This window comes from Thalassospira sp. HF15 (genome assembly GCF_011806525.1).
GTDB lineage: Bacteria > Pseudomonadota > Alphaproteobacteria > Rhodospirillales > Thalassospiraceae > Thalassospira.
Genome location: NZ_JAAVKI010000003.1, coordinates 229,902 through 255,530 on the forward strand (window position 1 = coordinate 229,902; position 25,629 = coordinate 255,530).

Below are 25,629 nucleotides of genomic sequence, written 5' to 3' on the forward strand. Positions count from 1 at the left end.
GTTGTTTTGTTATTCGGATGGCCAGCCCGTCCGGTGAACCCGCCATCCCGTTTGGAATTCAGTATCGGATACGATCAATCATGAACGAGATGCTGACAAACACGATTGAGACAATCAGCATCATCGCAGAGACAGCATTTACCTCGGGTGTGATGCCAATGCGGATCATCCCGAAGATATAGATGGGCAAGGTCGTTGACCCGGCACCACCAACGAAATAGGAAATGACAAAGTCATCGAGCGAGATGATGAAGGATAACATCGCGCCCGACAAAATCCCGGGCCACAGCAACGGCAAGGTCACCCGCCGGAAGGCTTTCCAATCATTGGCATAAAGATCATTTGCCGCCTCGACCAGAGCCGGGTCCATGCCTTCCAACCGTGCGCGGATCGGAAGATAGGCAAACGGAATACAAAAGACCGTATGGGCAAGAATCACGGTAAGAAGACCCAGCTTTATGCCCAATGCGACAAAGAACAAAAGGGTCGCAATCGCCGTTACGATTTCTGGCACCAATAACGGCAGGACCAGCATCGCCGAGACGCCCGCCTCCCCCTTGAACCGTCCGCGTGACATCCCCATCGCAGCAAGCGTTGCGGCAATGGTCGCCAAAACGGTTGCCGAGATTGCTACGACAATGGAATTCTGGGCTGCGCGCAGCATGTCATCATTGGAAAGGGCCGTGACATACCAGTCCATGGTAAAACCGGTCCAGATCGTCGCCAGACGGTTTTCGTTAAACGACAGCGCGATCAGCACCACGATCGGCAGATAGAGATAGGCAAAGAAAAACATTGCCGTCGAGGTGATCCCGCGGAAACGCCACAGCGGGTTGGAAGCATCGACTTTCATCGGCTTTCCTCCGGCAATGATTTGAACTTGAACGAATAGATCATCATCGAGATCAGAACGAGTGCCAGCAGCACAAAGCCAAGCCCCGCACCAAGCGGCCAGTTACGTGCAGCCCCAAACTGGCTACCGATCAGGTTGGCAATCATCATGAACTTGCCACCACCCAGAAGTTCCGGTGTGACATATGCGCCAAGGCAGGGAATGAAGACCAGAATGCTGCCTGCAGCAATGCCTGGTGCTGCAAGCGGCAAGATCACCCGGCTCATGGCACGTCGTTTGTCCGCGCCAAGATCAAAGGCGGCCTCGACCAGACGGTGATCAAGTTTTTCAAGACTGGCGTAAATCGGCAGAACCATGAACGGCAGATAGGTATAGGTCAGACCGATCGACACGGCATAGGGCGTGTAAAGGATATCAAGCCCGCCGGTCTCAAGCCCCATCCAGTTCAAAACACCATCGATCAGGCCGCCATTGCGCAGTAACAACATCCACGCGTAGTTCCGCACCAGAATGTTGGTCCAAAACGGGATCGTCACCAGAAAGATCAGGAAGTTCCGGCGGCTTTGCGGTTGGGTTGAAATGTAAAACGCGGTCGGAAAGCCCAGCAAAAGCGCAAAGACCGTCGTCATTGCCGACAAACCAAAGGAGCGGGCAAAGATCTGCAGGTAGTCGGTATTGACCACCAGGTTGTCCATCAGATCGCGTTCAAAGATGAAACTGATATAGGCATCCATCGAAAATGCCCCCCAGTTCACCCCGCCGTAATCGCCGCGTTCCAATATCGAAACATAGGCCATCTGAAACAGCGGCACGGCCATGAAGAAGCCGATATAGACCACCGCAGGCGCGACCAACCAAAATCTTTTGGATCGTAATATGTTGCCCATGATCAGTCTGCCAGTACCCGAATTGCATCGGGCGACATGGTGATGGCAACACGGTCACCCTCCGCAAAGTCGGCGTTGGCCCCGACACCGTTTTGCATCCGGACTGTCAGCCTTGCGTCATTGCCAAGATCAATCTGATAGGTGGTATCCGTTCCGAAATAGATGACGGTGGAAACCGTGCCGGCAAGCTGATCGGCACCGGCTTCACTATCAGCAATCAGACCGAGGCGTTCCGGCCGAACCGAGACAGTCACCTCGCCACTGCGTTGATCTGACACGTCCTGTGTCAGCGCGATCACCTGACCGCCCGCAAGTTTGACGGCACGTTTGCCCGCACCTGCATCAACAAGATCACCAACAAGGAAGTTACTGTCACCGATAAAGTCGGCGACAAACCGATGGGTCGGCGCTTCATAGATTTCGCGCGGCGCACCGATCTGAAGAATTTCGCCGGATTTCATCACCGCAATGCGATCTGACATCGCCAGAGCTTCTTCCTGATCATGGGTGACAAAAACAAAGGTAATCCCGGTTTCGGTCTGCAGGCGTTTGAGTTCGACCTGCATTTCCTTGCGCAGTTTCAGATCAAGGGCAGAAAGCGGCTCATCAAGAAGCAAAACCTTTGGCGCGGGTGCAAGGGCGCGCGCCAAAGCGATACGCTGTTGCTGACCACCGGAAAGCTGGCTTGGCAGGCGATCACCATATTCGGCCAGGCGCACCAGTTCGAGCATCTCTTCTGCGCGGCCATCAGCCTGTTTACGACTGGTACCCTGCATTTCCAGACCAAAGGTGATGTTCTGTTTGACCGTCAGATGCGGGAACAATGCATAGGACTGGAACACCGTATTGATCGGGCGCTTGAAGGGTGGCAGGTCATTCAGTTCCTTGCCTTCAAGCAGGATCTGCCCCGAGCTTGCCTGTTCAAAGCCACCAATCAGGCGCAGGAGCGTCGTTTTGCCGCAGCCCGAGGGGCCCAACATGGTGAAAAATTCGTTCTGAAAGATATCAACCGACACTGAGTCCAGTGCCGTGACCTTGTCTCCGCCCGATCCGAATATTTTGCTAACTGACCGTGCTGAAATGACGACTTCTGACATGTAGTTCCCCGATTTTGTATTTTGTAAAATGATATAAAATCTACAGAGACTTGCAATCCGGGGGAGGCGAAAGCAGCGTTAATTGCAGAAGTTCCGCAATATCCTCGGTAAAAGGGTATGCAAATTGGTACTGATTGCGTCAGATCGCCCGTTTTCAAAAGAATGTGCAGCGCGTCATTCAACCATAAGAGAGGATGATCCGAAAAAGCACAATCTCCAAGAGTTATTCCTGACCCGAATTCAAACTCAAATCACACGATGCCCGCGTCTCTCAGTTTTGCGATTTGCGCATCACTGAGATCAGCCACCTTGCGCAGAATTTCATCACTGTGCTGTCCCAGCATCGGCGGTGCTTTTTCATCCATGATCGGTGTTTTGGAAAACTTGATCGGATTGGCGACGGTGGGAACGGTTCCTGCCGTGGGATGATTGAGCTGTTTGACCATACCGCGATGCTGGACTTGCGGGTTTTCAAATACGCGATCAAGGGTATTGATCGGACCGCACGGCACATTTGCCTTTTCCAGCGCGTCAATCCATTCATCGGTGGTTTTTCCAACCATCGCCTGACGGATCAGCGGCACAAGATCATCGCGATTGGCCACACGCTTGCGATTGGTGGCATAGCGTTCATCAAGCGGCAAGGCATCAAGTCCTGCGACCGCGCAGAAGCTTTTGAACTGGCTGTCATTGCCAACCGCAAGGATCAGGTAACCGTCCGCCGTCGGGAAGGCTTCGTAAGGAACGATATTGGGATGCGCATTACCAAGACGGCCCGGTGCGTTGCCGGTCGCAAGATAGTTCATCGCCTGATTGGCAAGAACAGCTGTCTGCACATCCAGAAGGGCCAGATCGATATACTGCCCCTCACCCGTGGCATCGCGGTGGCGCAAGGCCGCCAGAATGCCAATCGTTGCATAAAGCCCTGTAAAGATATCAGCAACCGCAACGCCAACTTTCATCGGCTGACCACCCGGCGCACTATCGGGGGCACCGGTGATGCTCATCAGGCCGCCCATGCCCTGGATCATGAAATCATAACCCGGCCGGTCCTTATAGGGGCCGTCCTGACCAAAGCCTGTGATCGAGCAATAGACAAGCTTCGGGCTCACCTTGGAAAGGGATGCATAATCAAGTCCGTATTTGGCGAGGCCACCGACCTTGAAGTTTTCCAGCACCACATCACTTTCGGCGGCAAGATTGCGCACAATCTCCTGACCTTCGGGTTTGGTGATATCAATTGTCAGTGATTTCTTGCCGCGATTGGCGGTGAGGTAATAGGCCGCTTCGGTCGTGTCTTCACCCTTTTCATCCTTGGCAAAGGGCGGGCCCCAACCGCGGGTATCATCACCAGCGCCGGGACGTTCGATCTTGATGACTTCGGCCCCCATATCGGCAAGGGTCTGGCTGGCCCACGGGCCTGCCAGTACACGCGAAAGGTCAAGAACACGAAGCCCGGAAAGTGCGCCAGTCATCTGAATATCCCGAAATATCGACTTGGAAAAAGCAGGTAGAACCAAATCGGGCGACAACATTTCTGCTGTCGCCCGATCAGGGTATTTGGATCAGCCTTCGGCGGTGAAGGCCTGAATTCCGGTCTGTGCACGCCCGAGGATAAGGGCGTGAACATCGTGGGTACCTTCGTAGGTATTGACCGCCTCAAGGTTCATCATGTGGCGGATGACATGGAATTCATCGGCGATGCCGTTGCCGCCATGCATGTCACGGGCAACACGGGCAATTTCAAGTGCCTTGCCACAGTTGTTGCGCTTCATCAGTGAAATGGCTTCCGGTGCGCCTTTGCCTTCGTCAAGCAGGCGACCAACCTGAAGTGCACCCTGCAGACCAAGAGTGATTTCGGTCTGCATGTTTGCCAGTTTCAGCTGGATCAACTGATTTGCCGCAAGCGGACGACCGAACTGTTTACGATCCATGGTGTACTGACGTGCAGCATGCCAGCAGAATTCAGCAGCCCCCATCGCACCCCATGCAATGCCATAACGCGCCTTGTTCAGGCACCCGAACGGACCGCCAAGGCCCTTGACGTTCGGCAGCATGTTTTCTTCTGGCACAAAGACATTGTCCATGACGATTTCGCCGGTGATCGACGCACGCAGCGAAAACTTGCCTTCGATTTTCGGTGCCGACAGCCCCTTCATGCCTTTTTCAAGGATGAAACCGCGAATAACACCATCGTCATCCTTGCCCCAAACGACAAAAACATCTGCGATCGGGCTGTTGGTGATCCACATTTTGGCACCCGACAGGGTGAAACCACCATCGGTTTTGCGCGCACGGGTTTTCATGCCACCCGGATCGGAACCGTGGTCCGGCTCCGTCAGGCCAAAGCAACCAACCCATTCACCAGTTGCCAGTTTCGGCAGATATTTCTTGCGCTGCTCTTCGCTGCCATAGGCATAGATCGGATGCATCACGAGCGAGCTCTGCACCGACATTGCCGAGCGATAACCGGAATCAACGCGTTCAACTTCGCGGGCCACAAGACCATAGGCCACGTGGTTGACACCCGGTCCGCCATATTCCTCGGGGATAGTCGGGCCAAGCAGGCCAAGTTCACCCATCTCGGTCATGATTTCACGATGGAAAATCTCATGACGGTTGGCTTCCAGAACGCGGGTCTGGAGGTTTTCCTGACAATATGCACGGGCCGCATCGCGGATCATGCGTTCGTCTTCGCTCAACAGCTCTTCGAGCAGGAGCGGATCTTCCCAATGAAACGGTGCGCGGCTTGCCATTCGCCTGGTCCTTTTATGAATTTTTGTACAGAAAGCAGGGGCAGCGCCATAGAAGGGCGAGATGACGCTACCCCTGAAAAGCTTACTTGCTTATGTGATTAAGCTAGGAATTGGCAGAGCAAGTTGCAAATGATAAAAGCGACATAGGTTATGCAAAAAACTCATGAACTCGTTTCACAGCACGACAACAGGATACCCGTTTGGCCCGTCGCATTCCCAGCCTGAAGGCCCTTAGTTGCTTCGAACAAACCGCCCGGTTTGGCAGCGCATCGCGCGCCGCCGAGGAACTCTATCTGACACAAAGTGCTGTCAGCCGCCAGATACAGGGCCTTGAAACCTGGCTTGGATGCAAGCTGTTTGCCCGCGAAAAACAACGCCTTGTGCTGACGCCAGAAGGCGAAAGCTATATGCAATCCATCCGCCCAGCACTTGATCAGCTTGAAAGTGCGACACTTACCCTTTTGTCCGGCGGTTCGGAAAGCGGGGTTTTGACAGTTGCCGCGCCACCGACATTCGGATCGCGCTGCCTTATTCCATTATTGCCTGAGTTTCGCAGCAAGTTCCCTGAAATCGCCATTAACTTTATCTCGCGCATCGGCATGCCGGATTTTGATCGCGAACAAATTGATATTGCTGTTCTATTTGGCGAAGGACAGTGGTCAGAACTGGATGCCCATATCCTGCATGACGAGGAAATGGTCCCGATTTGCAGCCCACAGTTGGTTGCCGATCTCGGCCGCGCGCCAAAGGCAGAAGATTTGCGGAACTTTCCATTGCTGCATATCGCAACCCGCCCGCGCGGCTGGGCTGACTGGCTTGCGGCAAGTGACTTAAGTGACATTGACGGTGAGAACGGCCCGAAGTTCGAACATTTCACCATGGCCATGCAGGCTGCGGCTGCCGGGCTTGGCGTGGCCCTGCTACCGACCTTTGCGATTGAGGATGAACTGGCAACCGGCAGGATCATCGCCCCGTTCGGGCACCCCAAAGCCAGCCCGTTTCACTATTATGCCTGCTGCCCCAAAAGCCGCGCACGGCTTCCCAAAATACGGGCTTTCATGAACTGGCTTGACCAACTTGATAGCGTCAAAAGCCTTACGCGGGAAATTGCCATGTAAGGCAACAGGATCAGATCAGCTTGCCTTCTGATCCGTGGACAATGCACGCAATGCATTCATACCGCGACGGCGCAACACATCGGCATCATCCGGGCCATCAACGATTTCAAGCAATCGTACAGTTGCCATCAGATTACGCTGCGCGTTCGGAATTTCTTCGGGTGTCAATCGGCGCATGCCATCAACGCCGGTACGTCCGATCTGATTAAGTTTTTTCTTCAGTTCCACCACCGCCTTGGCCGCCGAACTTTGCGCCGCCAGCACATCGGAAATACGCGCCGTTTCAGCAATCGCCTCTGCCGATTTCTCGGCGGCAAGGACCTTCTCGTCGTCAAATTCCTGGGTGAAGATCGGACGGGCAAGTCCGCCACGCCCGGAACCCGGTCCCTGCGCAGCTTCGAGCTTTGGCAAAGCATCAATCACACGTTCCGGCGTTGCGCCAAACATCGTATCGGCCAAGGCCCGTGACACCCGTCGACGTGTATCAAGCAGCTTTTCACCCCAACGCCCGTCCTTGCGAATTTTGAATTCGCGGGTGATGCGGACAAATTCGGATGCATACCAGCGCGCAAGCGAGAGGATATGCGCCTCATCCTTGCCAGTACCGACACCTTGTTCGATTTCCGTCACGGTTTCGGCCAGAAGATCAATGATCAGATCGCCGGTCTCAGCAAGGTTGGTTTTTTCGATGGTTCGGTCGTCAGACTTCGTCGACAACACACGGATCAGTTTGAACAATTCGCTCGGGCGCAGCAGGCGCGACAAAACTGCAAGCAGGAACATTGGCTCGAAGCCGGGCTTGGTCTTGGAGATCGACACGAAAAGATCACGCAACCACTTCACATCATTTGCATCCAGAACCCTGATAGGTGCAGACGGGAAACGTTCGCGCAACTGAGCGATTTCTTCGCCGACTGTCAGGATTTTGCCAACTTCCGCAAAGGCGGTCATGTGCACGCGCGCCCCCAGACGGGTTGCAAGCGCGCGTTCCTGCTTTACGCCACCCTGGGATTCTGCGATCTGCTCTTCGATCGTGCGTGCACCAATCTTCCAAAGCATGCGTTCAGCAATGGCAAGCTTGGCTGTATCGCGCGTGGCCGCAGCCCGTTCAATGTCTTTCATTGCCTTCTGGAAATCAGGCCCACCGGATTCCACGACCACATTCCAGATCGGGATCAACGAAGATCGACTGATCCTGACACTTTTGTCATTCGGCTCGCCGGAGGTCAGCAAATCTTCGAACGGATCGCAGAACTGACGCATTGGTGTGGGATAGCGTTCCGGCTTAAGCGAGGCCAGACGCGGACGCAGGATCTGCAGAATGGTTTCATGCGGCAGAGGCAGCTTGGGATCGACACGGTCGCTTTCGATTGCGCGTGTGAAACGGGCAATCTCGTTGCTGTTGAGTGACTCAAACAGCTGTCCAAGCTGGGAAGCGCCAAGTTTTCCGGCGTCTTCAATCTTCATGCCGACTGTCTCCTGAAGCGTTCGAGACGATCCATCATATCGGCGTCAATTTCGCCACTGCCAAGTTTACGCAATTCGCCGGCCCAAAGCATCTGGTTGACGCGCACATCAACCCAGAACTGTTGCTCGGCGACGGCGATTTCCGATATTGGCAGAACAGGTGCAAAGCTTGCAATTTCTTCGACGGTTTCGCGTTGCTTGGAACGGTCTGTCAGGGAACGCTTTTCCCATACATCAATCAGTTCCTGCCAACCATCAAGCAACCACCAAAGATATTCGATGGTTTTACCGATATCCTTCTTCGCAAGTTCCCAATCGGTCAGAACCTTGCCAAGTTCGCTGTTCCAGCTATCGACCTCGGCTATGCGCTTCAAGGCGTGATCGCTGGTCGAACGGGTCGCGCTTACGATACGACCGGCCATAAAGCGGAAGTCGGATTGCTCGGAATTTGCCCATTCGTCGATATCCTTGGCAAACTTCTTAAGCCCGGTCGCCAAAACACGCAGCTGCCCCTGACAGCCTTCAAGATCAAGGCCAACCGGGGCAATCATTTTGCTCCATTCGCCAAGACTATCAATGATGGTGTCATTGGCGACCTTGTGCTCGGATGCAAACCGGTTAAGCGCCTTTCGAGCGCGAATCTGGCCCTCGGTGGTCATCAGTTCTTCGCGCTTCATGTCCTTGACCGCAGATCCGCCCAGCTGGCGCAGGGCCTGATGTAAAACCGCCATCTGACCAAGTTCGCGCGATGCCTTTTCATTCCAGTTCCGGCGCGTGCACACACGCGCCAACTCCACACCGCCAACGCCGGTGGCGCCGACCGCACGGCTATGTTCAAGAATAGTTTGTGGCCGGATTTCTTCAAGTTCCAGCACGCGATCAAACAGCATGCGATCATGAACCGACAGATCAAACACTTCGCGCAATGTATCAAGCGGCATTTCATAGGTGCCAAGCCCGCCCGACAGGCCCGGCAACATGATCATTTTCCGGCCAGCCTTGCCAATCGACACCCGGGCATAACGCAGGGTCTTGGTCGTAAAAGGCGTCCTGACACCACGTGCCTCAAATGTATGCGGCAAGCACAACAATGGGTCTTCCGGCACCTCATGCGGCTCAGGAGTCTTGTGGCTAACGGATTTTACGATCTTCTGCTTATTCATTATTGGCTTTGGTTAACCGGTATCGGCGCTGATGTCTAGCGGTCACCCTGATACCCCTCAAAATCAGGATTTCCAGCGTTGGGAGGCAATGCGTACGGAACGCCTTGTCATGTTATCCAAACACGTACTTAACGGTTCAAACTACCCCGACAAGTTGACAAATACATTAACAATCTTCCGCGAAATTACCATCAACAACTCGCGGCGCTAAACTGCCATTTTTCGCGCAAAGTCATCAAGTGCTTATAGCGTTTCCTCTGCCTTTTCCCAAGTTTTGACATAGGCTTTCCATTCTGCTCCGGCAGGTATCGATTCATCGATGTTCAGATACACCCGGCTGTCGATCATGATGGCCACCTCGTCGGTCTCGACCGGCGCCTTGATCATTTTATTCTGATAGGCACTTGGGTGGGGACCATGCGGGAAGCCACTTGGATGAAAAGTCGCCATACCAGCCTTGATTTCGCCTCGACTGAAAAACTCTCCGCGATGATAGAAGATGAACTCGTCTGCATCTTCGTTGGAGTGATAGAAGGGTACTCGCATGACGCCAGACTGCCCTTCCCCCACCTTCGGGATAAAGGTGCTGATCGAAAAGGTATCGGTCACAAAGGTACAGTGGGCGGCGGGCGAAGACCGGTGTCCATCTGCGTGCCGTTTTGCCAGATCACGCCAGTTCAGTTTGACCACACAAAGATCCCCTTCCCACCCGATCGCATCCAGTGGATTGAACGGATAGGTCAGGGTCGAAACATGTCCGTTGCGTTTGATATGGATTTCCCAGAAGGCGTCGTCTTGCTGCGCGATAAAGGCATCATCAATCTTTGGCAGGGTGAACAGCATGGGATCAATTGCCCCCTCCCCACTTGATGATGGGTTGGGCAGCTTGAAGGCACCTGCAGTGGCCTCCATCATCATGAATTCCGAGATTTCAGTAGGCTCGATCCGCCATGCTGTCCCACGAGGCAGAAGGATATAATCTCCGTCACGATAAGATAAGTGCCCATAATCACAGAACAATTCACCTGCACCATCATGGACGAATATCAAGGTGTCCCCGTCAGCATTGCGCGCCAGTGCGTGCATTTTGCCTTCGGTTTTCCAATAGCGAAGTTCCATCCGCTCATTATGTAAAACCCGACGCGCCTGAAGCGGACAGGCAGGCCCTGGCGAGAGCTTCGCAAGGGAAAATGCGCGTGGTCGCAAAGGGCCTTCAAACGTTGCCCATCCTGCGGGAGGATGACGGTGATAGATTTGCGCGGCGGGGCCTTGAAAACCGGCACGACCAACTTCGCGCTGATAGGTTTTGCGACCGCCCTGCCCGTCCGGGCGCGAGACACACTCACCTTCACTGTTGGGAAGCCTGATCCAGCTCGTCATTTTATCCTCCCATATCGTTTTATTGGGTAACTGTGCACATCACTAACGTGCACGCCCCCTATCTAGCGATATGAGAAAGAAGCACTTGATTTTCAAGCAATACGAATTGAAGACGCAAAATCACTGAGCATCTTTATGCATTCGCAAAATCAACCTATGATGGCACCACAATTATTCAAAGACACTGCGCATATCAGGGACCGAAAACGATGTCAGATCATGATACTCAGCAGGCCATTTTCCTGGGGCAGGGCAAGGGCCGCAGCTATGACATGGGTCGTATCAAGGCCAATTTTAAGGCGGATGGTCAGGAAACAGCCAATCAGTATTCCATCTCCGAATGGTGGATGGAGCCCAACACCAAAGGTATCGGCGCGCATGCCCATGATGACGGGAACGAGATTTTCTATGTGTTGGAAGGCACAATGAGCTTTCTGATCGGCGAGAACTGGCAGGACGCAGAAAAAGGCAGCTTTATCTATGTTCCGGCAGGCTTGCAGCACGATTTCGAGAACCGCGGCACAGAAAAGGCGGGGGTGCTAAATATCTTCGCGCCAGGCGCATTTGAAGAAAATATGCCCAAGATCGTTGAATGGTTCAAAGAGAACCCACCGCAGGATGCGGTGTGAAACCATCCGGTGTCGCGGAGCCGCATCAGGGTGCGCTTCGTTTTTATGATCATGGAAGGTAAATGGTGCGCCCGACAGGATTCGAACCTGTGGCCCCCAGATTAGGAATCTGGTGCTCTATCCTGCTGAGCTACGGGCGCACTGCTTGGAAGCCGCTTTCCATTAGCAGTAAATCCGGTGGTGATCAATCCGCGAGGGTACGGATTTTACCATATCGCCGGACCCAACCCGTGCCTAAAAGCAAATCAGCCGAGGATGCGATCACCCTCGGCTGATTGAAATCTTTATGAATGATCGCCTTAGTCGAACAGGCGCTCAATCGGGAAGGAATAGGTCAGAGACAGGATTTCCGTACCCGGGTTCTCGTCACCGATGCTGGCGTTCGAGATGTGCGAGATACCAAGGCTCAGACGTTCATGGCTGTCAAAGCGGAAGCCGAGCTCAAGACCCGAACGGAATTCGATCCAGTGACCAAGATCTTCGCCATTGCCCTGATGATATGCACCAACCGAGGTATAGACGCTGGAAACGAAATGATCGCCCCACAAAACGTCAACCGCAAGACCGCCATAACCGTGAACGGCACCTTCGGAGGTCACCATCACACCGCCGATCGGGCGGGTCACATCAAACATCGCGTGCTGGGCACGGTAGTTCAGACGAAACTCGGCTGCTTCTTCATCTTGCGTGATGTCGACCATACCGGTCGAAAATTCCAACAGCCCGGAATCGTTATCATTTCCAAGAATTTGCTGCGCGTGCGCCGTGCTCCAGAAACCGAACAGAACGCAAACTGCAAGCAGTTTCCCCAAAACCAACTTCATTAACCAAGTCCCCACTAGATCAATCGGTAAGCTATACTAACCGACAGTTTTCTAAACTCAACAACACAATGCTGTTTGTACGTTAATTTTACACGAACTTTTTGCCATCAAACCGGTTTGTTGACCGCACCAGTTCCCGGATGATGCCGGGCTCGCTGACCGCATGCCCGGCATCATCAACAATGACCAACTCCGAGCCCTCCCAGGCATTGTGAAGAGCAAGTGCTGAAACCGGCGGACAGACGACGTCATATCGCCCCTGCACGATGACAATCGGCAGATGGGAAATGCGATCCACATTCCCGATCAACTGGTCGTCTTCAAAGAAGCAACGATGGACAAAGTAATGGTGTTCAAGCTTGGCCAGTGCCAAGGCGATCTGATCACCTTCAAAATCTTCGACCAGTCCGTCATCGGGCAAAAGTGTACAGCATGTCGCCTCATAGGCAGACCAGACACGTGCAGCCTCAATGGCGGCCTCTTCGCCGTCCTTGCCAGCAAAAATATCGGCGTAGCGGTCAAGAAGCGGCTGGAATCCCGGATTTTTGCCAAAACCGGCAGCATCAAGGAAGCGGCGTTCTGCCTCGGGGAAGAACCTTCCCATACCTTCCATGAACCATTTGATTTCAGACGTCGTGCCAAGAAAAATGCCACGCAGGACAAATCCGGTAACGCGATCCGGGCAGGCTTGACCATAAGCAAGTGCCAACGTGGAGCCCCAGGAACCACCAAACACCAGCCAGCGGTCAACACCACGCGCTTCGCGTAGGGCTTCGATATCGTCGATCAGATGGTCAGTGGTGTTGTTTTCAAGGCTTCCGAACGGGCGTGATTTGCCCGCTCCGCGCTGATCAAACAGAACGACACGGTACTTTTCCGGATCAAAAAACCGACGACTGTTGGGTGAAATGCCGGCCCCAGGGCCGCCATGCAGGAAGATGACCGGTATACCTGCCGGATTGCCGGTTTCTTCCCAATAGATTTCGTGACCATCGTCACGCGACAGCCATCCTGATTGATGGGGCGAAATTTCGGGGTAGAGCACGCGAAGGACCTCTTTGATTTGATACCAACAAGTCGACTTGGCCGGTGGTGGCGCAGGCAAGAAGTCTCATGAACCGGACCAAAAGAACAAGCCCCAATTGCGACGGACTGCCTATCCCGGCTAACGGGATAGGCATAGCCACAATGGCTCCTGCACTGCGATGTATGGCCCGCCGCGACTTTCGACCATACCGCGCACCCGAACCTTTTGCCCGATCCAGTCGTTCATGGTGCTCTGGAAATCTTCGTCTTGCGCAAAGGCGTCACGTATCGTGGCATCCAACGCGATAGTTAAATCTTCACGCCAGTGTGCCCCAAAATTCAGATAACTGCGCCATTCCTGATGCTCAATGCTCCTGATTTCACCATCAATCACGGCAAACCTGCCAATTGCGTCTCTTGCCGTTGGTGTTGCTTCGGAATCCTCCCGGTCGGCGACACCATAATAGGCCGTGTCCGGATCACGAGCTGACCACATCCCGGTTCGGCCTTTGATTGCACCATCTTCTGCACGGATCAGATCATCAACATTCTGCCCGGTTTCAGGCAAAAGCATCGCCAGACCATCCTTGAGTAACACCGCACGCCAGTCGCCAACATTTTCACTATCAATGCGAACCGATGTGCGACCAAGAAAATCAGGCTGATCGGAAAGGGCTTTGACAGTAACCTTTTGGGCACTGAGTTCCAGCAGCCTTTCTCTTGCCGCGCCCTCATAGTCCGGGACAAACGCGATATCTGCCAATCGGAACAATTTGTTCGGGACTTGAGATGCAGTTAACCCGTCGATCGCATCAATGCCAAGGAACACATTGCGCCATACTTGACCAGGCTCGGACACTGTCGCATCCACGGCCTCAGTAGTATCGCTTCCGCATCGCCAATCATTGGCCACTGCAGGCAGGCTTGCGGCGATAAAGAGGCCAACGAGGACCAACCACAGAGCGCTCGCGCGCGCTGATGGCAAGCTGGCCCAAAAATTTCCCCATTTTCGATGCCATATAGGGGATAGCGAAAAGATTGAATGATCAGGAAACACGCGCTACCAATTCCCGGTTGGTTTCGCAAATACAATTCGCGACAGCTTACGCGGCCAAAGGACACGAGGAAAGATATCAATGGGCTGGCTGAATTTCCGTTCACATAAACACCTTGCCGGCGTGCTTGCAGCAATTGCGCTGAGCACAGCAGTTGCCGGATGTTCGACAAACCGGGCAACCGGTGAAGACAGCTTTACGGCCTTCATGTCGCCCGAGCAGGAAAAACAGATCGGCTCGCAGGAACATCCGAAAATGGTCAAGGAATTCGGTGGCGAATACACCGAAAAGGACCTGCAGGCCTACGTAACCGAAGTCGGTGAAAAACTTGTCGCGGTGTCAGAAACCCCGAATGAGAAATTCACCTTCACAGTGCTGGATTCCCCGGTTGTCAACGCCTTTGCCCTGCCCGGTGGTTATGTCTATATCACGCGTGGTCTGGCCGCCCTTGCCACCAACGAAGCCGAACTGGCCGGTGTTGTTGCCCATGAAATCGGGCATGTGGTTGCCCGTCACTCTGCCCAGCGTTACAGCCGCGGCGTTCTGACTCAGCTTCTCGCTGGCGGGCTTGCAGTTGCAATTGGTAACGGGGCCGGCGAGCTGATTGGCCAAGGGGCGAACGCCTATCTTAAGGCCTTCTCGCGCGAGCATGAATTCGAGGCCGACATGCTTGGCATTCGATACATGACCAAGGCCGGATATGACCCGAAGGCCATGGCATCTTTCCTCAAGAAGTTGCGGGCCCATTCGCGCTTGCAGGCGAAACTCGCCGGGCGTTCGCCAGATGATGTTGACCAGTATGACTTCATGGCAACCCATCCACGCACCCTTGACCGTATCGAGCAGGCCCGTCAAAGCGCCAATGTCACCACAGTAGCCAACCCGGAACTTGGAGCCGTGCCCTATATGACGGCAATTGACGGCATTCTATATGGCGACGGCCCCGATCAGGGGTATGTCCGCGGACAGGAATTTGTTCATGTGCCGTTGAATTTCAGATTTGAAGTTCCTGATGGCTTCACGATGACCAACCAGCCGACAGCCGTTATCGCCCGGGATAACAAAGGTGCGCAGATCATTTTCGAGGGGGCGCCAGGCGCCAAGGACATGCGTCTTGATCACTACCTTCAGAACGGGTTCTCAAAGCAGATTGCCATTCGCAATATCGAGATGCTGGATATCGAAGGCCAGGAAGCCGCCACCGGCAGTGCGGATATATCGCTGCGCTCTGGACCGGCACGTCTGCGGGTGGTCGTGATCCGTCACGGCAACTCCGCCTATCAATTCCTGTTTGTTACGCCGCTTGACCAGGCCGATAGCTATAACCTGCCATTGCGTCGCACGACCTATAGCTTCCGCCCACTTACCGATCGGGAAAAGAAGATTTACACCCCGCTTCGGATCAAGGTGCGGGCAGTTAACCCGGAATATGATCTGCAAACCTTTATCGACGATATGGAAGTCGACAAGGCACCGGCGGAAACCTTTGCCATAATCAATGGCCTTGGCAGCGGTCAGTCCCCGACAGTTGGATCACTGGTAAAAGTGGTTAAACACTAAAACAGTAACCAGAACATCTACCCAAACAAGAAAAGGCAGCATTTTCGTGCTGCCTTTTCTTTTTTTCAGACCGACCTGTATCTGTTTAGCTACTGGTAAGCTGCTCGATGATCGCACCCTGACCGTCAAGGGCTGCTGCGATCAAATAGCCACCTCGTCCCGCCCCGCCGTCCAGCGACAGGGTAAATTCACGTTCCTGCAAACCAGCTTGCCCCTGAGACGCCCCCCGGACAATCCGCGCGCAGTCGTAATAACGTTCGGTAATGGCTTCAAACATAGATCCGCCCCACCAGAAAGTATCGGTCTGACCGGTGAGTGGCCGCGATCCATCAAGTCCGGTATGGACAAAGATCAGACGCCCATCCGTTGAATAGGCAGCATGTTTAAGATCCGACAGCAACGCGTTGTGGCCGCTATGGCGTCGCACGGCATCGGCAAATGCCGATGTCCACTGTGAAATCGCATGTGCGCCCTGATACATGGTCCTTTGGACATTGGCTGGATCAAAGCCATAGGCCTGCACCGTTCCGGCAATGCCGCGGGTTAGCATCCAGTCAAATACTTCTCCGGGGTTCGGGGCAAACTGGATCTGCTGTAACTTGGACAGCATTTCTTCGGCCGCACCGCGCAGGAAGGCGATATCAGCGATATCAACGCCGTCTCTGGCGATGAAAAAGCGACGAAACAGTAACAATTCATTGATGGTGGCAATGACGTTTTCTGCGGTGCCATCGCCCCAGTAATTGCCAAGATAGACGAGCTTGTCACCCGGCTTGATGCGTTGCGCAAGTTTCTGATGAACAGCACTTAATGCGCCTTGGTCACCATTGATTGCACCAACGACCCAGATTCGCTCAGCCGGCTTGATTGGCGCCAGAACTGTACTCATCGCTGTAACCTGCCCAAAACAAAAATAAAACCGGCCCAAGCGTATCGTGCGGGCCGGTTTTTATAAATAGTTGTCTGAAGGGGCCTTCGCAATCAGGCTGCCTTCTGCAAAAGCTTTTCAAGCTTACCTGACGCCTTGTCCTTGTCGATTTTTTCAATCGCAGCCAGTTCGTCCACGAGGCGCTCAAAGGCAGCTTCATAAATCTGACGTTCAGAGAAGGACTGTTCCGGCTGGGTCGCGCTGCGGTGAAGGTCGCGCACGACTTCAGCGATCGAAACCGGGTCACCTGAATTGATCTTCGCTTCATATTCCTGCGCGCGGCGGGACCACATGGTACGTTTAACGCGCGCGCGGCCCTTAAGGGTAATCAGCGCGGAGTCCATCTGCTTTTTCGAGGAAAGCTTGCGCAGACCGGAGTTGCCAACCTTGTTCACCGGCACGCGCAAGGTCATGCGGCTCGATTCAAAGGTAATCACATAAAGGCGTAATTCCTGCCCCGCAATTTCCTGGGTTTCCAGGCCATCGACACAGCCAACACCATGTGCGGGGTAAACAACGTAATCGCCAACAGCAAACGGCAACTTATCCGACATCAAGCATCCTTCCGGCCCAATCAGGCCTGGTCATTCAACTGCAACACTACAGAACCAGCGACGCAAAGAGCTTCACGCGACCAAGCTTTTTGGCAAAGTCGCGGTTCAGACAGGGAATTCAAATACGGAAATCCGACATTTCGGAACGAGCCTGTCGAGCCCTTAGCGCGAATTGTGGACAATAACACAACACGTCATCAGTTTACAGGTATTTTCCCGGCGACCCGTTCAATGCAGCCATGCGCGAAACCCACTGGCGCGAACCAGTGGGTCAAAAATCGCATGTAATATCCGTGGGTTAGCCCAGGAATCAATCGCCAGTTCCGGGTGCTTCGGACAGCATTTCTGTTTTGCCCGATTTGCCGTTCCATTCATCCGCATCCGCAGGCGCGTCGCCTTTGCGGGTGATATTCGGCCAAACTTCTGCGAATTTACGGTTGATCTCCAACCAGTTATCCAGATTCGGCTCGGTATCGGGAATAATCGCTTCGGCAGGGCATTCCGGTTCGCAGACGCCGCAATCAATGCATTCATCAGGGTGAATCACCAGAAAGTTTTCACCTTCATAGAAGCAATCGACGGGGCAAACCTCGACGCAGTCCTGATACTTACACTTGATGCAGTTTTCTGTCACCACATAGGTCATGGTGTAACTCCGTACAGGTTGCGGGGCCAGATTGCGGCTGCACCCGCTTTCGGCCGTGTTCTCTCTCGGGAATTGGGTTATCACGCACTGCTGTTGTGTGCAACTCCAATAAAACCCTAATTTTTTGCGTAGTATAATGTCTGTTTGGCACTGACCTGACGCTTAGAACACAAATCGATTGGGTCCGAGCCGGCTGCAGTGCAGCGCAGACCATACAGATTTCTCGTGGCTTTTCCAGTTCCTAAATGCCGCCGAGAATTGCTTTTGGCACCGCAAAGCCATAGTCTGCTTTGAAGGGGTTAAAACACACGAAATGGCGGGGTTTGGTTTGCCAGAAAAAGGCCTTGATCAACAACGGCTTAGATGGCGCGATCGCTTGTCTGTCAGACAGGCGAGGATTGCGGTCGGGCTTACTTTGCTGATCGGCCTGATGTTTAGTGGCATTCAGATTATCTGGGATCTGCGCGAAGAACAGAACCTGATCGATCGCACAGTCAACCAGGTTCTCGCGACCTTACGCGAATCTGCTACCCAGGCCGCCTACGGTCTTGATGAAACACTGGCCGCGCGCGTCGTTTCCGGCATTTTCGAATATGAGCCTGTCTATGAGGCTGAACTTCGTGACAATTTCGACAATGTCCTTGCCCGGAAGACCGAACAACCGATCAGCTCGAACCGCACCTTCCTGACCCAGATCATGTTCGGGGAAAACCAGGAATACGAAATCCAGCTCAACACTGACGGACCAAATGGGTTGGTTGGTCACCTGAGTGTGAAAATCGATACAGACCTGATCGCCGACGGTTTCCTGAACCGCGCATCGCGTATCCTTTTGTCGGGTGTCATGCGCAACTTGTTGCTTGGTCTGGTTCTGATGGCATTTTTCTATACCACACTGACCAAGCCTCTTCTGGGCATTGCAGCACAACTGCGCAACATCGATCCCGAAAAACCGGACTCTGCGGCCATCGACATTCCGGCCAACCATGCGCGGAACGAACTGGGCCTGATCCTGCAAACGACGCGTGGGCTGATGGAGCGCGTTTCCTCCACACTCGAAAGATTGCTGGAAACCCAGCAAAAAGTACGCGATCGCGAAAGTCGTCTGAGCGCCATTGTCCAGAACGTTGCCGATGGCATTATGACCATCACGCCGAACGGTCACATCGTCGAATATAATGCGGCGACCAAAGAGATCCTTGGCATGATGCGTGATGAATCCCCAAAGGGCCGGACGCTTCATGAATTCCTGATGCCCCGTGCCATCCCCCTTCTTGAACACAGTCTTGAAGAACTGGCAGCGCAAGCACCCAGCGGCGAAACAGTCGAAAAGCGCTTCACGCTGCCAATTATTCGCGCCGATCAGAAGGAAATTGATATATCGATTGCCTTGCGCCTGATCCCCGACAGCGCCACACCACTGATGACGGCAGTAATCAACGACATTACCGTACGCAAGCGCTACGAGGAGCAACTGGTCTACATGGCCAATCATGACACGCTGACCAACCTGCCCAACCGCAGCATGCTTGAAAACAGCCTGTCAAAAGCCTTGCAAAACCATAAAGACAATGCGGCCGAACGAGTTGGTGCAACCGCGATCCTGTTTATCGACCTTGACCGTTTCAAGCTCATCAATGACAGCCTTGGACATGATGTTGGCGACCTTTTGCTCAAGGCGGTTGCGCTTAGACTTCAAAAAGTCATTGGACGTCAGGAGATCGTCGGTCGATTGGGCGGTGACGAGTTCCTGATCATTATTCCTGACCTCAAGGAAACACAGGATGCCGTCATCTTGTCGCAAGCCGTGCTGGATGCTCTAGCGCCAGCCTTTGACATCAAGGGACGTGTATTGTTCGTTACGCCATCCATCGGGATTGCTCTTTATCCATCAGATGGCGAAGATTTCCCGGCCCTGATGCGCAATGCCGACACGGCGATGTATAGCGCGAAATCCAGTGGTGGCGGCACCTATCACTTCTTCACCAAGACCATGAACGAAAGTGCCATGGCGCGTCTCGTGATTGAAAATGATCTGCGCGAGGCATTGGTAAAGGATGAGTTCGAGCTGCATTACCAGCCCAAGGTCGACTTGCGGACCAATCGGGTCTGCGGGCTCGAAGCCCTGATCCGCTGGAAGCAGCCCGGCCGGGGATATATATCGCCCATGCAGTTCATCCCCGTTGCCGAGGAAACAGGACTAATAGGCAAGATAGGCGAATGGGTTTTCCGCGAAGTCTGCCGACAGATTGCTGAGTGGGATGCGCAATCAATTCCGGCAACGCCGATTGCCGTTAACCTGTCCCCCCGCCAACTGATCGAAGGCCGGATCACCGAAACCGTTTCACGTATTCTTTCAGAGACCGGTACACCAGCCGCCCGGATCGTTCTGGAAGTTACAGAAACGGCGATGATGCAGGACATCAAGAAGTCCACGACAATCCTCGAAGAACTGCGCCATTTGGGCCTGAAAATAGCGGTCGATGATTTTGGTACAGGTTATTCGTCGCTGGCCTATCTAAAACGCCTGCCGATCAACACCATCAAAATTGACCGTTCCTTTGTCAGGGATGTCACCATTGATACAGATGATGCCGCAATTACCCGCACTATCATTGCGATGGGTCACAACCTTGGTCTCAAGGTCGTGGCAGAAGGTGTGGAAACAAACGAACAGATGCAATTCCTTAGAGAATGCAATTGTGACGAAGTCCAGGGCTTCCTGATTGCAACACCCCTGCCACCCGGTGAGGTTGTCGAATTTGTTCGACGCCCTGCCGTCGATATTGAAACCGAACTTTAGCCCCGCCGGGCTATTACATTTATATCGGCCCCGGCTGAGCCCCGCATAATCGAGAAGAAGATGCCAAACACAAAATCCGTTTTGCTCGTTGATGACAGCAAGTTCGCCCGCCTTCTGGTCAAGGCGTTCATTTCCAGCAACTTCGCAGATTGGCAAATTGATGAGGCCGAAGACGCCAACAAGGCGCTCGAGATGGTCGAAGCCAAGACCTATGACTACATGCTGGTTGATTTCAACATGCCGGGTATGGACGGGCTCGAACTAGGTGAAAAGTTGCGCGGGCGCTTTCCTGAGGCTGTAATCGCCCTTCTGACTGCCAATATTCAACAGGAAATCCAGAACAAGGCCGAACGCCTCGGACTTGATTTCATTCCAAAGCCCCCAACCGAAGACAAGATTCGCGACTACATCGCGTCGCGGGAAGCAACCCGATGATCGAACTCACCGAACTTGAACATGATACGATCAGTGAACTGATCAATATTGGTGTCGGACGTGCCGCGTCGTCGCTCTCGGAAATGGTCGAGCAACCTGTCGAACTGACGGTACCTGCAATATCATTTGTTGAACGCTTCTCTGACAGCGAGCTTGCCAATGCGCCGACAGAGGTTGTCTCTGCCGTCAGTCAAAGCTTCCACGGTCCCTTCACCGGCGAGGCCATGCTGGTCTTTCCAGAGGTTCGCAGTCTGGAACTTGTTCGTAGCCTTCTGAAAGTTGACGTGCCGCTGGATACGCTGACCGATTTGGAGCAGGAAGCTTTGATGGAGGTTGGCAACATCATCCTCAATGCCTGTCTTGGCAGCATTTCAAATGTATTGGGCGAACCGATAAATTGCTCCATGCCGACATTCCGAAAACGTGAAACCCGGGCGTTGCTTGACGATGATGAGACGGAAGGCAGCGAAGGAACAAATCCCGTTCTGATGATTTTGCATGTACAATTCATGCTGCGTCAGAACGATATTGATGGCTACGTCCTGTTCGTCATGGACCTTGAATCCATCCAGATGTTGCGTGAATTGGTGCGGCGTTTTTTGGCCAACTCCCTTGAGTAACCGGTGGGGTGAATGACAAAACTGCAATCCGAAAAAAAGAGCCCTTCACCGTCCTTTGATCTGAACCGTGACAGTGATGCTGCCGATCTTTTCGCAGCTTTACTTGATACGGCAGACACCGGTCTGATTGCGCTTGCCCCGGATGGCACGATTTGTCATTGGAACCAATGGATGCAAAGCCGATCTGGCAAGGATGCTGACCAGGTGATGGGCAAGGCCTTGCAAGATGTGTTTCCGGATACGAAGCTTGGCCGTGTCAGTCTGGCGATTGAAGATTGCCTTAAATTCGGCATGCCTGCGGTGATTTCGCCGTCCCTTAATCAGGGGGCCTTGCCGCTCCGGCCCTTGCCACAGTTCGCTGCCAGTTTTGATCGCATGGAGCAGTCCATACGCGTTCATCCAATCAAGACCAAGCGCAATGGCACTTTGTGCTCCCTGATCATCCGCGATGTCACACTTGCTGTGCAACGCGACCGGCTTTTACGCCAACAGGCTGCTGAACTGGCCGACCTTGTCACGCAAACCAAACGTAGCGAAGGCCGTACACGCGCCATCCTGCAAAATACCGTTGATGCCATTCTTGTCGCTTCTGATGATGGCAGTATCGAACCGCTCAATGCGCGCGCGCAGGAACTTTGTGGCCCGACCGGCGATCCGGAACTGCGCAACATCATCCGCTTTCTGTTGCCTGACAGCGAACATACTCCGCTGACACCGCCACCGCCCAACCGTCTGTTGACCGACCTTGGCACCGGCGTGATCGAGGTCCTGGCCTCCACGCTTAGTGGGCGCAATGTCCCGCTTGAAGTCGCGATCAGCCATTTTTCCGCCGATCAGCGCTACCATTATATCATCACGCTGCGCGACATTTCCCAACGCAAACGCCACGAAAAGGAAATCCAGCGCACCATGCAGGAGCTTGAGCGCTCCAACGCAGAGCTTGAGCAATTCGCCTACGCTGCCTCACATGACTTGCAGGAACCGCTTCGCATGGTTTCAAGCTATACCCAGTTATTGGCACGCCGCTATGAAGGTCAGCTTGATGACACCGCAGATGAGTTCATTCATTACGCGGTTGATGGTACCCAGCGCATGCAGCGGATGATTGACGATCTTTTGACCCTGTCGCGCGTTGGTCGCCATGGCAAACCATTCAATCCAGTGCCGCTCGATAGCCTGTTTGATGCCATTGTCACCAACTTCAAGCGTGCCGGATCGGCCCCGGAAGGCAACATTATTCGCGAGGGCATTTTGCCGACTGTTATGGGCGATGCCAGCCAACTCTTGCTGCTATTCCAGAACCTTGTGTCAAACGGGCTTAAATACAGCGACCCGACGGATGGGCAGGTTCGTATTTTTGCATCAGAAACGCCGGACAGTTATCGGATTTTTGTCGCCGATAACGGGATTGGCATCGATCCGCAATATCACGAAACGATCTTTGAGGTTTTCAAACGTTTGCATGGTTATGGGGATTATGCCGGAACGGGCATTGGCCTTGCGATCTGCAAAAAGATTGTTGATCGCCATGGTGGTAGCATTGATGTCACCAGCGAACCCGGTGAAGGCAGTACCTTCTGTGTGGAGCTTCCAAAAGAATTGCCGATTGTCGCCGCTGGTGAAAGCATGTAGCTTTCAGTTTACGTAAGCGTAAAGATGATTGAGCCACCATGAACGACAGCTACACCATCACCGACCTTGCCCGCGAATTCGAAGTCACCACCCGAACCATCCGGTTTTACGAGGATCAGGAACTGATCTCGCCCGAACGGCAAGGTCAGACCCGGATCTATAGCCAGCGTGACCGTGTACGCCTGCGCCTTATCATGCGCGGAAAGCGGCTTGGTTTTTCGCTAAAGGAAATTCGCGATCTTCTTGATCTCTACGATGGCGACCGCAGCGAGATCACCCAGCTGACCACGTTGGTCGACAAGGTCAATGAACGGCGCGAGACACTCCGCAAACAGCGCGAAGACATTGACGCGACCCTTGATGAGCTCGATAAGCTCGAAGAAACCTGTCAGGAAGAATTGTCGCGCAAGAAGACTGGCTGACAGCCTTGGCTTTGACCGCCATTATGGCCCTGGATTTGTGGTTTCCTGTACTTTGGCCAGACGGGCCTCGGACGGACGCGACAGGATAAAGCAGCTGACCGGGATGGCGACCAGAAGCTGGATCATCACCACCCAGCGGTTCTCAATCAACACCAGCGACGCCGTAATCACCACAAGAAACGCAACCATTGCCAGGGTCTTGGCACGACGGCTGATCACACCATAGTCGTTCCATTGACGGATCGACGTTCCAAAACGCGGGTGATTGCATATCCAGTCATGTAACCGCGGCGATCCCTTGGCAAAAAGCCAAGCCGCCAACAGCATGAAAGGCGTGGTTGGCAGAAGCGGCAGAAAAATACCGATCACGCCAAGACCAACCGAAAGCCACCCAAGGGCCAGATAGATATGCGAAAGGCGCAGCATTGATTTCCTGTTTACAGTCGGTCCCGCCCCTGACAGGTTAGACCAAGGTAATGTAGGCACAGAAATTCGTAAATTCAATCAATAGCCAACCGTTATACCCAGTTAACTGATCAACTTGAAACGCTCGAAAATCTGCACGGTTTCCCATGCTTGAAATTGAAAATGGCCTCTATCTGGATGAACGCCATCTGAACTTTCAGTTTGTTCGTGCCTCTGGCCCGGGCGGGCAGAACGTCAATAAGGTATCCAGTGCCGTTCAAATGCGTGTGCGCATTGATGACCTGACCGAGTTGCCACTGCGCGTACGCAATCGCCTGCGCGAACTTGCTGGCAGCAAGCTGACCAATGACGGTGAAATTGTCTTTGACGCCCAGCGCCATCGCACACAGGAACGCAACAAACAGGATGCGATTGACCGTTTCCTGGCTTTGCTGCGCAAGGCAGCCGAGCGCAAAAAATACCGTGTCAAAACCCGCCCCAGCCTGTCGGCCAAACGCAAACGCGTGGATTCCAAAAAGAAACGTGGCGACACCAAAAAGATGCGGCAGAAGCCATCATATTAAATGAACATATTTGTTTATTTAATATGGCTCCCTAGCCAAGCGGGCATTTCTGAATCCAGTCTTCCATGAGGGCTGCGATCTCCACAGTGTCGAGACCATTTTCCGACAGGCTGCGCCATGTCGAAAATTGTACCGCATGATGCACAACGGACTGACAGAGCACGCTTCGCTGCCGTATGGCTGGTAAATGACTGAGAATATCATGTTGCATGGTTAGAAGCTGCTGATCGAAGTTGGCCAGCAGCCCCGCCAATTCAGGCAACTTGTCGCGATCCGAAAGCAAGGCAGACCAAAGCAGCGCCTTTTCGCTATAGTAGCTGTAAAGCATACTCAGAATTGCGATTGGCCAGTTTTCAGGTGCCACATCATTGCGCCAGTCATTTGGGTCCGGCATCGGGTTTTCAGACGCAAAGTGTTTTACCACCCCGGCCATCAGGTCCGTTTCCGCGGGGAAATGGCGATAGACCGTCAAACGTTGAACAGATGCCCGTAAGGCTACCGCGCTGATGGTCGTTGCTGCCGGACCAACCGAACAATACAGTTCCTGCGCGGCATCAATAATCCGCTGATGGGTTTCCCGCTCCTTGCTTGCACGTTTGGTCTTATTGTACGCTCTTGCCATTAACGCCCCACCACCTTTGTTCAACATTAATCCCAATACCCGATCTTCACTATGATCATAGCACAGCTGCCAATTTCAAGTAACACATTAGTTCATTGAAATTATCAGTGCGCTCCTTGGCCCACTTGCTTGGCATACCCCCAGCCTTACCTGAAAGGCCGCA

General features: G+C 53.5%; 25 protein-coding genes and 1 tRNA gene. 9 read left to right on the top strand and 17 right to left on the bottom strand.

Annotation, left to right across the window (positions count from 1 at the left end; all coding sequences use genetic code 11):
- Positions 1-58: 58 nt before the first annotated feature.
- The 5 genes from HED22_RS07640 to HED22_RS07660 all read right to left on the bottom strand — a co-directional run bounded on the left by HED22_RS07640 (position 59) and on the right by HED22_RS07660 (position 5,593).
- Complete coding sequence (locus tag HED22_RS07640) at positions 59-853, bottom strand: ABC transporter permease (protein WP_167720802.1); 795 nt, start codon at positions 851-853, stop codon at positions 59-61.
- Positions 850-1,740, bottom strand: coding sequence for an ABC transporter permease (locus tag HED22_RS07645; protein WP_167720804.1), 891 nt, complete (start codon positions 1,738-1,740; stop codon positions 850-852). The genes HED22_RS07640 and HED22_RS07645 overlap by 4 nt, the downstream gene beginning before the upstream one ends.
- Positions 1,741-1,742: 2 nt before the next feature.
- Positions 1,743-2,837 carry an ABC transporter ATP-binding protein gene (locus HED22_RS07650; protein WP_167720806.1) on the bottom strand — a complete coding sequence of 365 codons (1,095 nt, stop codon included), beginning with the start codon at positions 2,835-2,837 and terminating at the stop codon, positions 1,743-1,745.
- A 251-nt stretch (positions 2,838-3,088) separates the two neighbouring features.
- The gene (locus HED22_RS07655; protein ID WP_167720808.1) at positions 3,089-4,312 is read right to left on the bottom strand and encodes a CaiB/BaiF CoA-transferase family protein; all 1,224 of its coding nucleotides are present in this window, start codon (positions 4,310-4,312) and stop codon (positions 3,089-3,091) included.
- A 90-nt stretch (positions 4,313-4,402) separates the two neighbouring features.
- Positions 4,403-5,593 (bottom strand): acyl-CoA dehydrogenase, encoded by a 1,191-nt coding sequence (locus HED22_RS07660; protein WP_167720810.1) that lies wholly within the window; start codon positions 5,591-5,593, stop codon positions 4,403-4,405.
- A gap of 200 nt (positions 5,594-5,793) precedes the next feature.
- On the opposite strand from HED22_RS07660, the gene gcvA reads away from it, so the two are divergent.
- The gene (gene gcvA, locus HED22_RS07665; RefSeq protein ID WP_167720812.1) at positions 5,794-6,711 is read left to right on the top strand and encodes a transcriptional regulator GcvA; all 918 of its coding nucleotides are present in this window, start codon (positions 5,794-5,796) and stop codon (positions 6,709-6,711) included.
- Between the two features lie 15 nt (positions 6,712-6,726).
- Here gcvA and HED22_RS07670 read toward each other — a convergent pair whose 3' ends face one another.
- From HED22_RS07670 to HED22_RS07680, 3 genes are all read right to left on the bottom strand, one after another.
- Complete coding sequence (locus HED22_RS07670) at positions 6,727-8,178, bottom strand: hypothetical protein (protein WP_167720813.1); 1,452 nt, start codon at positions 8,176-8,178, stop codon at positions 6,727-6,729.
- Positions 8,175-9,341, bottom strand: coding sequence for a hypothetical protein (locus tag HED22_RS07675; RefSeq protein ID WP_254869834.1), 1,167 nt, complete (start codon positions 9,339-9,341; stop codon positions 8,175-8,177). The genes HED22_RS07670 and HED22_RS07675 overlap by 4 nt, the downstream gene beginning before the upstream one ends.
- Before the next feature lie 243 nt (positions 9,342-9,584).
- Positions 9,585-10,721, bottom strand: coding sequence for a homogentisate 1,2-dioxygenase (locus tag HED22_RS07680; RefSeq protein ID WP_167720815.1), 1,137 nt, complete (start codon positions 10,719-10,721; stop codon positions 9,585-9,587).
- A 209-nt stretch (positions 10,722-10,930) separates the two neighbouring features.
- Here HED22_RS07680 and HED22_RS07685 point away from each other — a divergent pair, with 209 nt between their 5' ends.
- Entirely contained in the window at positions 10,931-11,350 is a 420-nt protein-coding gene (locus HED22_RS07685) for a cupin domain-containing protein (protein WP_167720816.1), read from the top strand.
- A 63-nt stretch (positions 11,351-11,413) separates the two neighbouring features.
- Here HED22_RS07685 and HED22_RS07690 read toward each other — a convergent pair.
- The 4 genes from HED22_RS07690 to HED22_RS07705 form a co-directional block, all read right to left on the bottom strand.
- Positions 11,414-11,490: transfer RNA gene (locus HED22_RS07690), tRNA-Arg, on the bottom strand.
- A 159-nt stretch (positions 11,491-11,649) separates the two neighbouring features.
- Complete coding sequence (locus tag HED22_RS07695) at positions 11,650-12,174, bottom strand: acyloxyacyl hydrolase (RefSeq protein WP_167720818.1); 525 nt, start codon at positions 12,172-12,174, stop codon at positions 11,650-11,652.
- 88 nt (positions 12,175-12,262) lie between these two features.
- A complete protein-coding gene (pip, locus tag HED22_RS07700; protein ID WP_167720820.1) occupies positions 12,263-13,219 on the bottom strand; it encodes a prolyl aminopeptidase in 957 nt (318 codons plus the stop codon).
- A gap of 120 nt (positions 13,220-13,339) precedes the next feature.
- On the bottom strand, positions 13,340-14,059 hold the full coding sequence (locus tag HED22_RS07705) for a hypothetical protein (protein WP_167720822.1): 720 nt from the start codon (positions 14,057-14,059) through the stop codon (positions 13,340-13,342).
- Positions 14,060-14,336: 277 nt separating this feature from the next.
- Here HED22_RS07705 and HED22_RS07710 point away from each other — a divergent pair, with 277 nt between their 5' ends.
- Positions 14,337-15,815 carry a M48 family metalloprotease gene (locus HED22_RS07710; protein ID WP_167720824.1) on the top strand — a complete coding sequence of 493 codons (1,479 nt, stop codon included), beginning with the start codon at positions 14,337-14,339 and terminating at the stop codon, positions 15,813-15,815.
- 85 nt (positions 15,816-15,900) lie between these two features.
- Here the strand turns inward: HED22_RS07710 and HED22_RS07715 are convergent, their stop codons facing one another.
- From HED22_RS07715 to fdxA, 3 genes are all read right to left on the bottom strand, one after another.
- Complete coding sequence (locus HED22_RS07715; RefSeq protein ID WP_167720827.1) at positions 15,901-16,704, bottom strand: hypothetical protein; 804 nt, start codon at positions 16,702-16,704, stop codon at positions 15,901-15,903.
- Between the two features lie 92 nt (positions 16,705-16,796).
- The gene (locus HED22_RS07720; protein ID WP_008889261.1) at positions 16,797-17,297 is read right to left on the bottom strand and encodes a CarD family transcriptional regulator; all 501 of its coding nucleotides are present in this window, start codon (positions 17,295-17,297) and stop codon (positions 16,797-16,799) included.
- A gap of 310 nt (positions 17,298-17,607) precedes the next feature.
- Entirely contained in the window at positions 17,608-17,943 is a 336-nt protein-coding gene (gene fdxA / locus HED22_RS07725; RefSeq protein WP_114120550.1) for a ferredoxin FdxA, read from the bottom strand.
- A gap of 313 nt (positions 17,944-18,256) precedes the next feature.
- Between fdxA and HED22_RS07730 the strand changes: the two genes are divergently transcribed.
- From HED22_RS07730 to HED22_RS07750, 5 genes are read left to right on the top strand one after another with little or no spacing between them, the layout of a single operon-like run.
- Positions 18,257-20,746 carry a bifunctional diguanylate cyclase/phosphodiesterase gene (locus tag HED22_RS07730; RefSeq protein WP_254869835.1) on the top strand — a complete coding sequence of 830 codons (2,490 nt, stop codon included), beginning with the start codon at positions 18,257-18,259 and terminating at the stop codon, positions 20,744-20,746.
- Positions 20,747-20,806: 60 nt separating this feature from the next.
- Positions 20,807-21,181 (top strand): response regulator transcription factor, encoded by a 375-nt coding sequence (locus tag HED22_RS07735; RefSeq protein WP_167720829.1) that lies wholly within the window; start codon positions 20,807-20,809, stop codon positions 21,179-21,181.
- Positions 21,178-21,801, top strand: a complete 624-nt coding sequence (locus HED22_RS07740) for a chemotaxis protein CheC (protein WP_167720831.1) — start codon at positions 21,178-21,180, stop codon at positions 21,799-21,801. The genes HED22_RS07735 and HED22_RS07740 overlap by 4 nt, the downstream gene beginning before the upstream one ends.
- 12 nt (positions 21,802-21,813) lie before the next feature.
- The gene (locus HED22_RS07745; RefSeq protein WP_167720833.1) at positions 21,814-23,433 is read left to right on the top strand and encodes an ATP-binding protein; all 1,620 of its coding nucleotides are present in this window, start codon (positions 21,814-21,816) and stop codon (positions 23,431-23,433) included.
- A 38-nt stretch (positions 23,434-23,471) separates the two neighbouring features.
- Complete coding sequence (locus HED22_RS07750; RefSeq protein WP_167720835.1) at positions 23,472-23,855, top strand: MerR family DNA-binding transcriptional regulator; 384 nt, start codon at positions 23,472-23,474, stop codon at positions 23,853-23,855.
- Between the two features lie 21 nt (positions 23,856-23,876).
- On the opposite strand, the gene HED22_RS07755 is transcribed toward HED22_RS07750, so the two are convergent.
- Positions 23,877-24,281: a YbaN family protein gene (locus HED22_RS07755; RefSeq protein WP_167720837.1), complete on the bottom strand. Its 405-nt coding sequence runs from the start codon at positions 24,279-24,281 to the stop codon at positions 23,877-23,879.
- A gap of 146 nt (positions 24,282-24,427) precedes the next feature.
- Between HED22_RS07755 and arfB the strand changes: the two genes are divergently transcribed.
- Positions 24,428-24,844 carry an alternative ribosome rescue aminoacyl-tRNA hydrolase ArfB gene (gene arfB / locus HED22_RS07760; protein ID WP_167720839.1) on the top strand — a complete coding sequence of 139 codons (417 nt, stop codon included), beginning with the start codon at positions 24,428-24,430 and terminating at the stop codon, positions 24,842-24,844.
- A gap of 31 nt (positions 24,845-24,875) precedes the next feature.
- On the opposite strand, the gene HED22_RS07765 is transcribed toward arfB, so the two are convergent.
- Entirely contained in the window at positions 24,876-25,490 is a 615-nt protein-coding gene (locus HED22_RS07765) for a TetR/AcrR family transcriptional regulator (protein ID WP_167720840.1), read from the bottom strand.
- Positions 25,491-25,629: the final 139 nt, after the last annotated feature.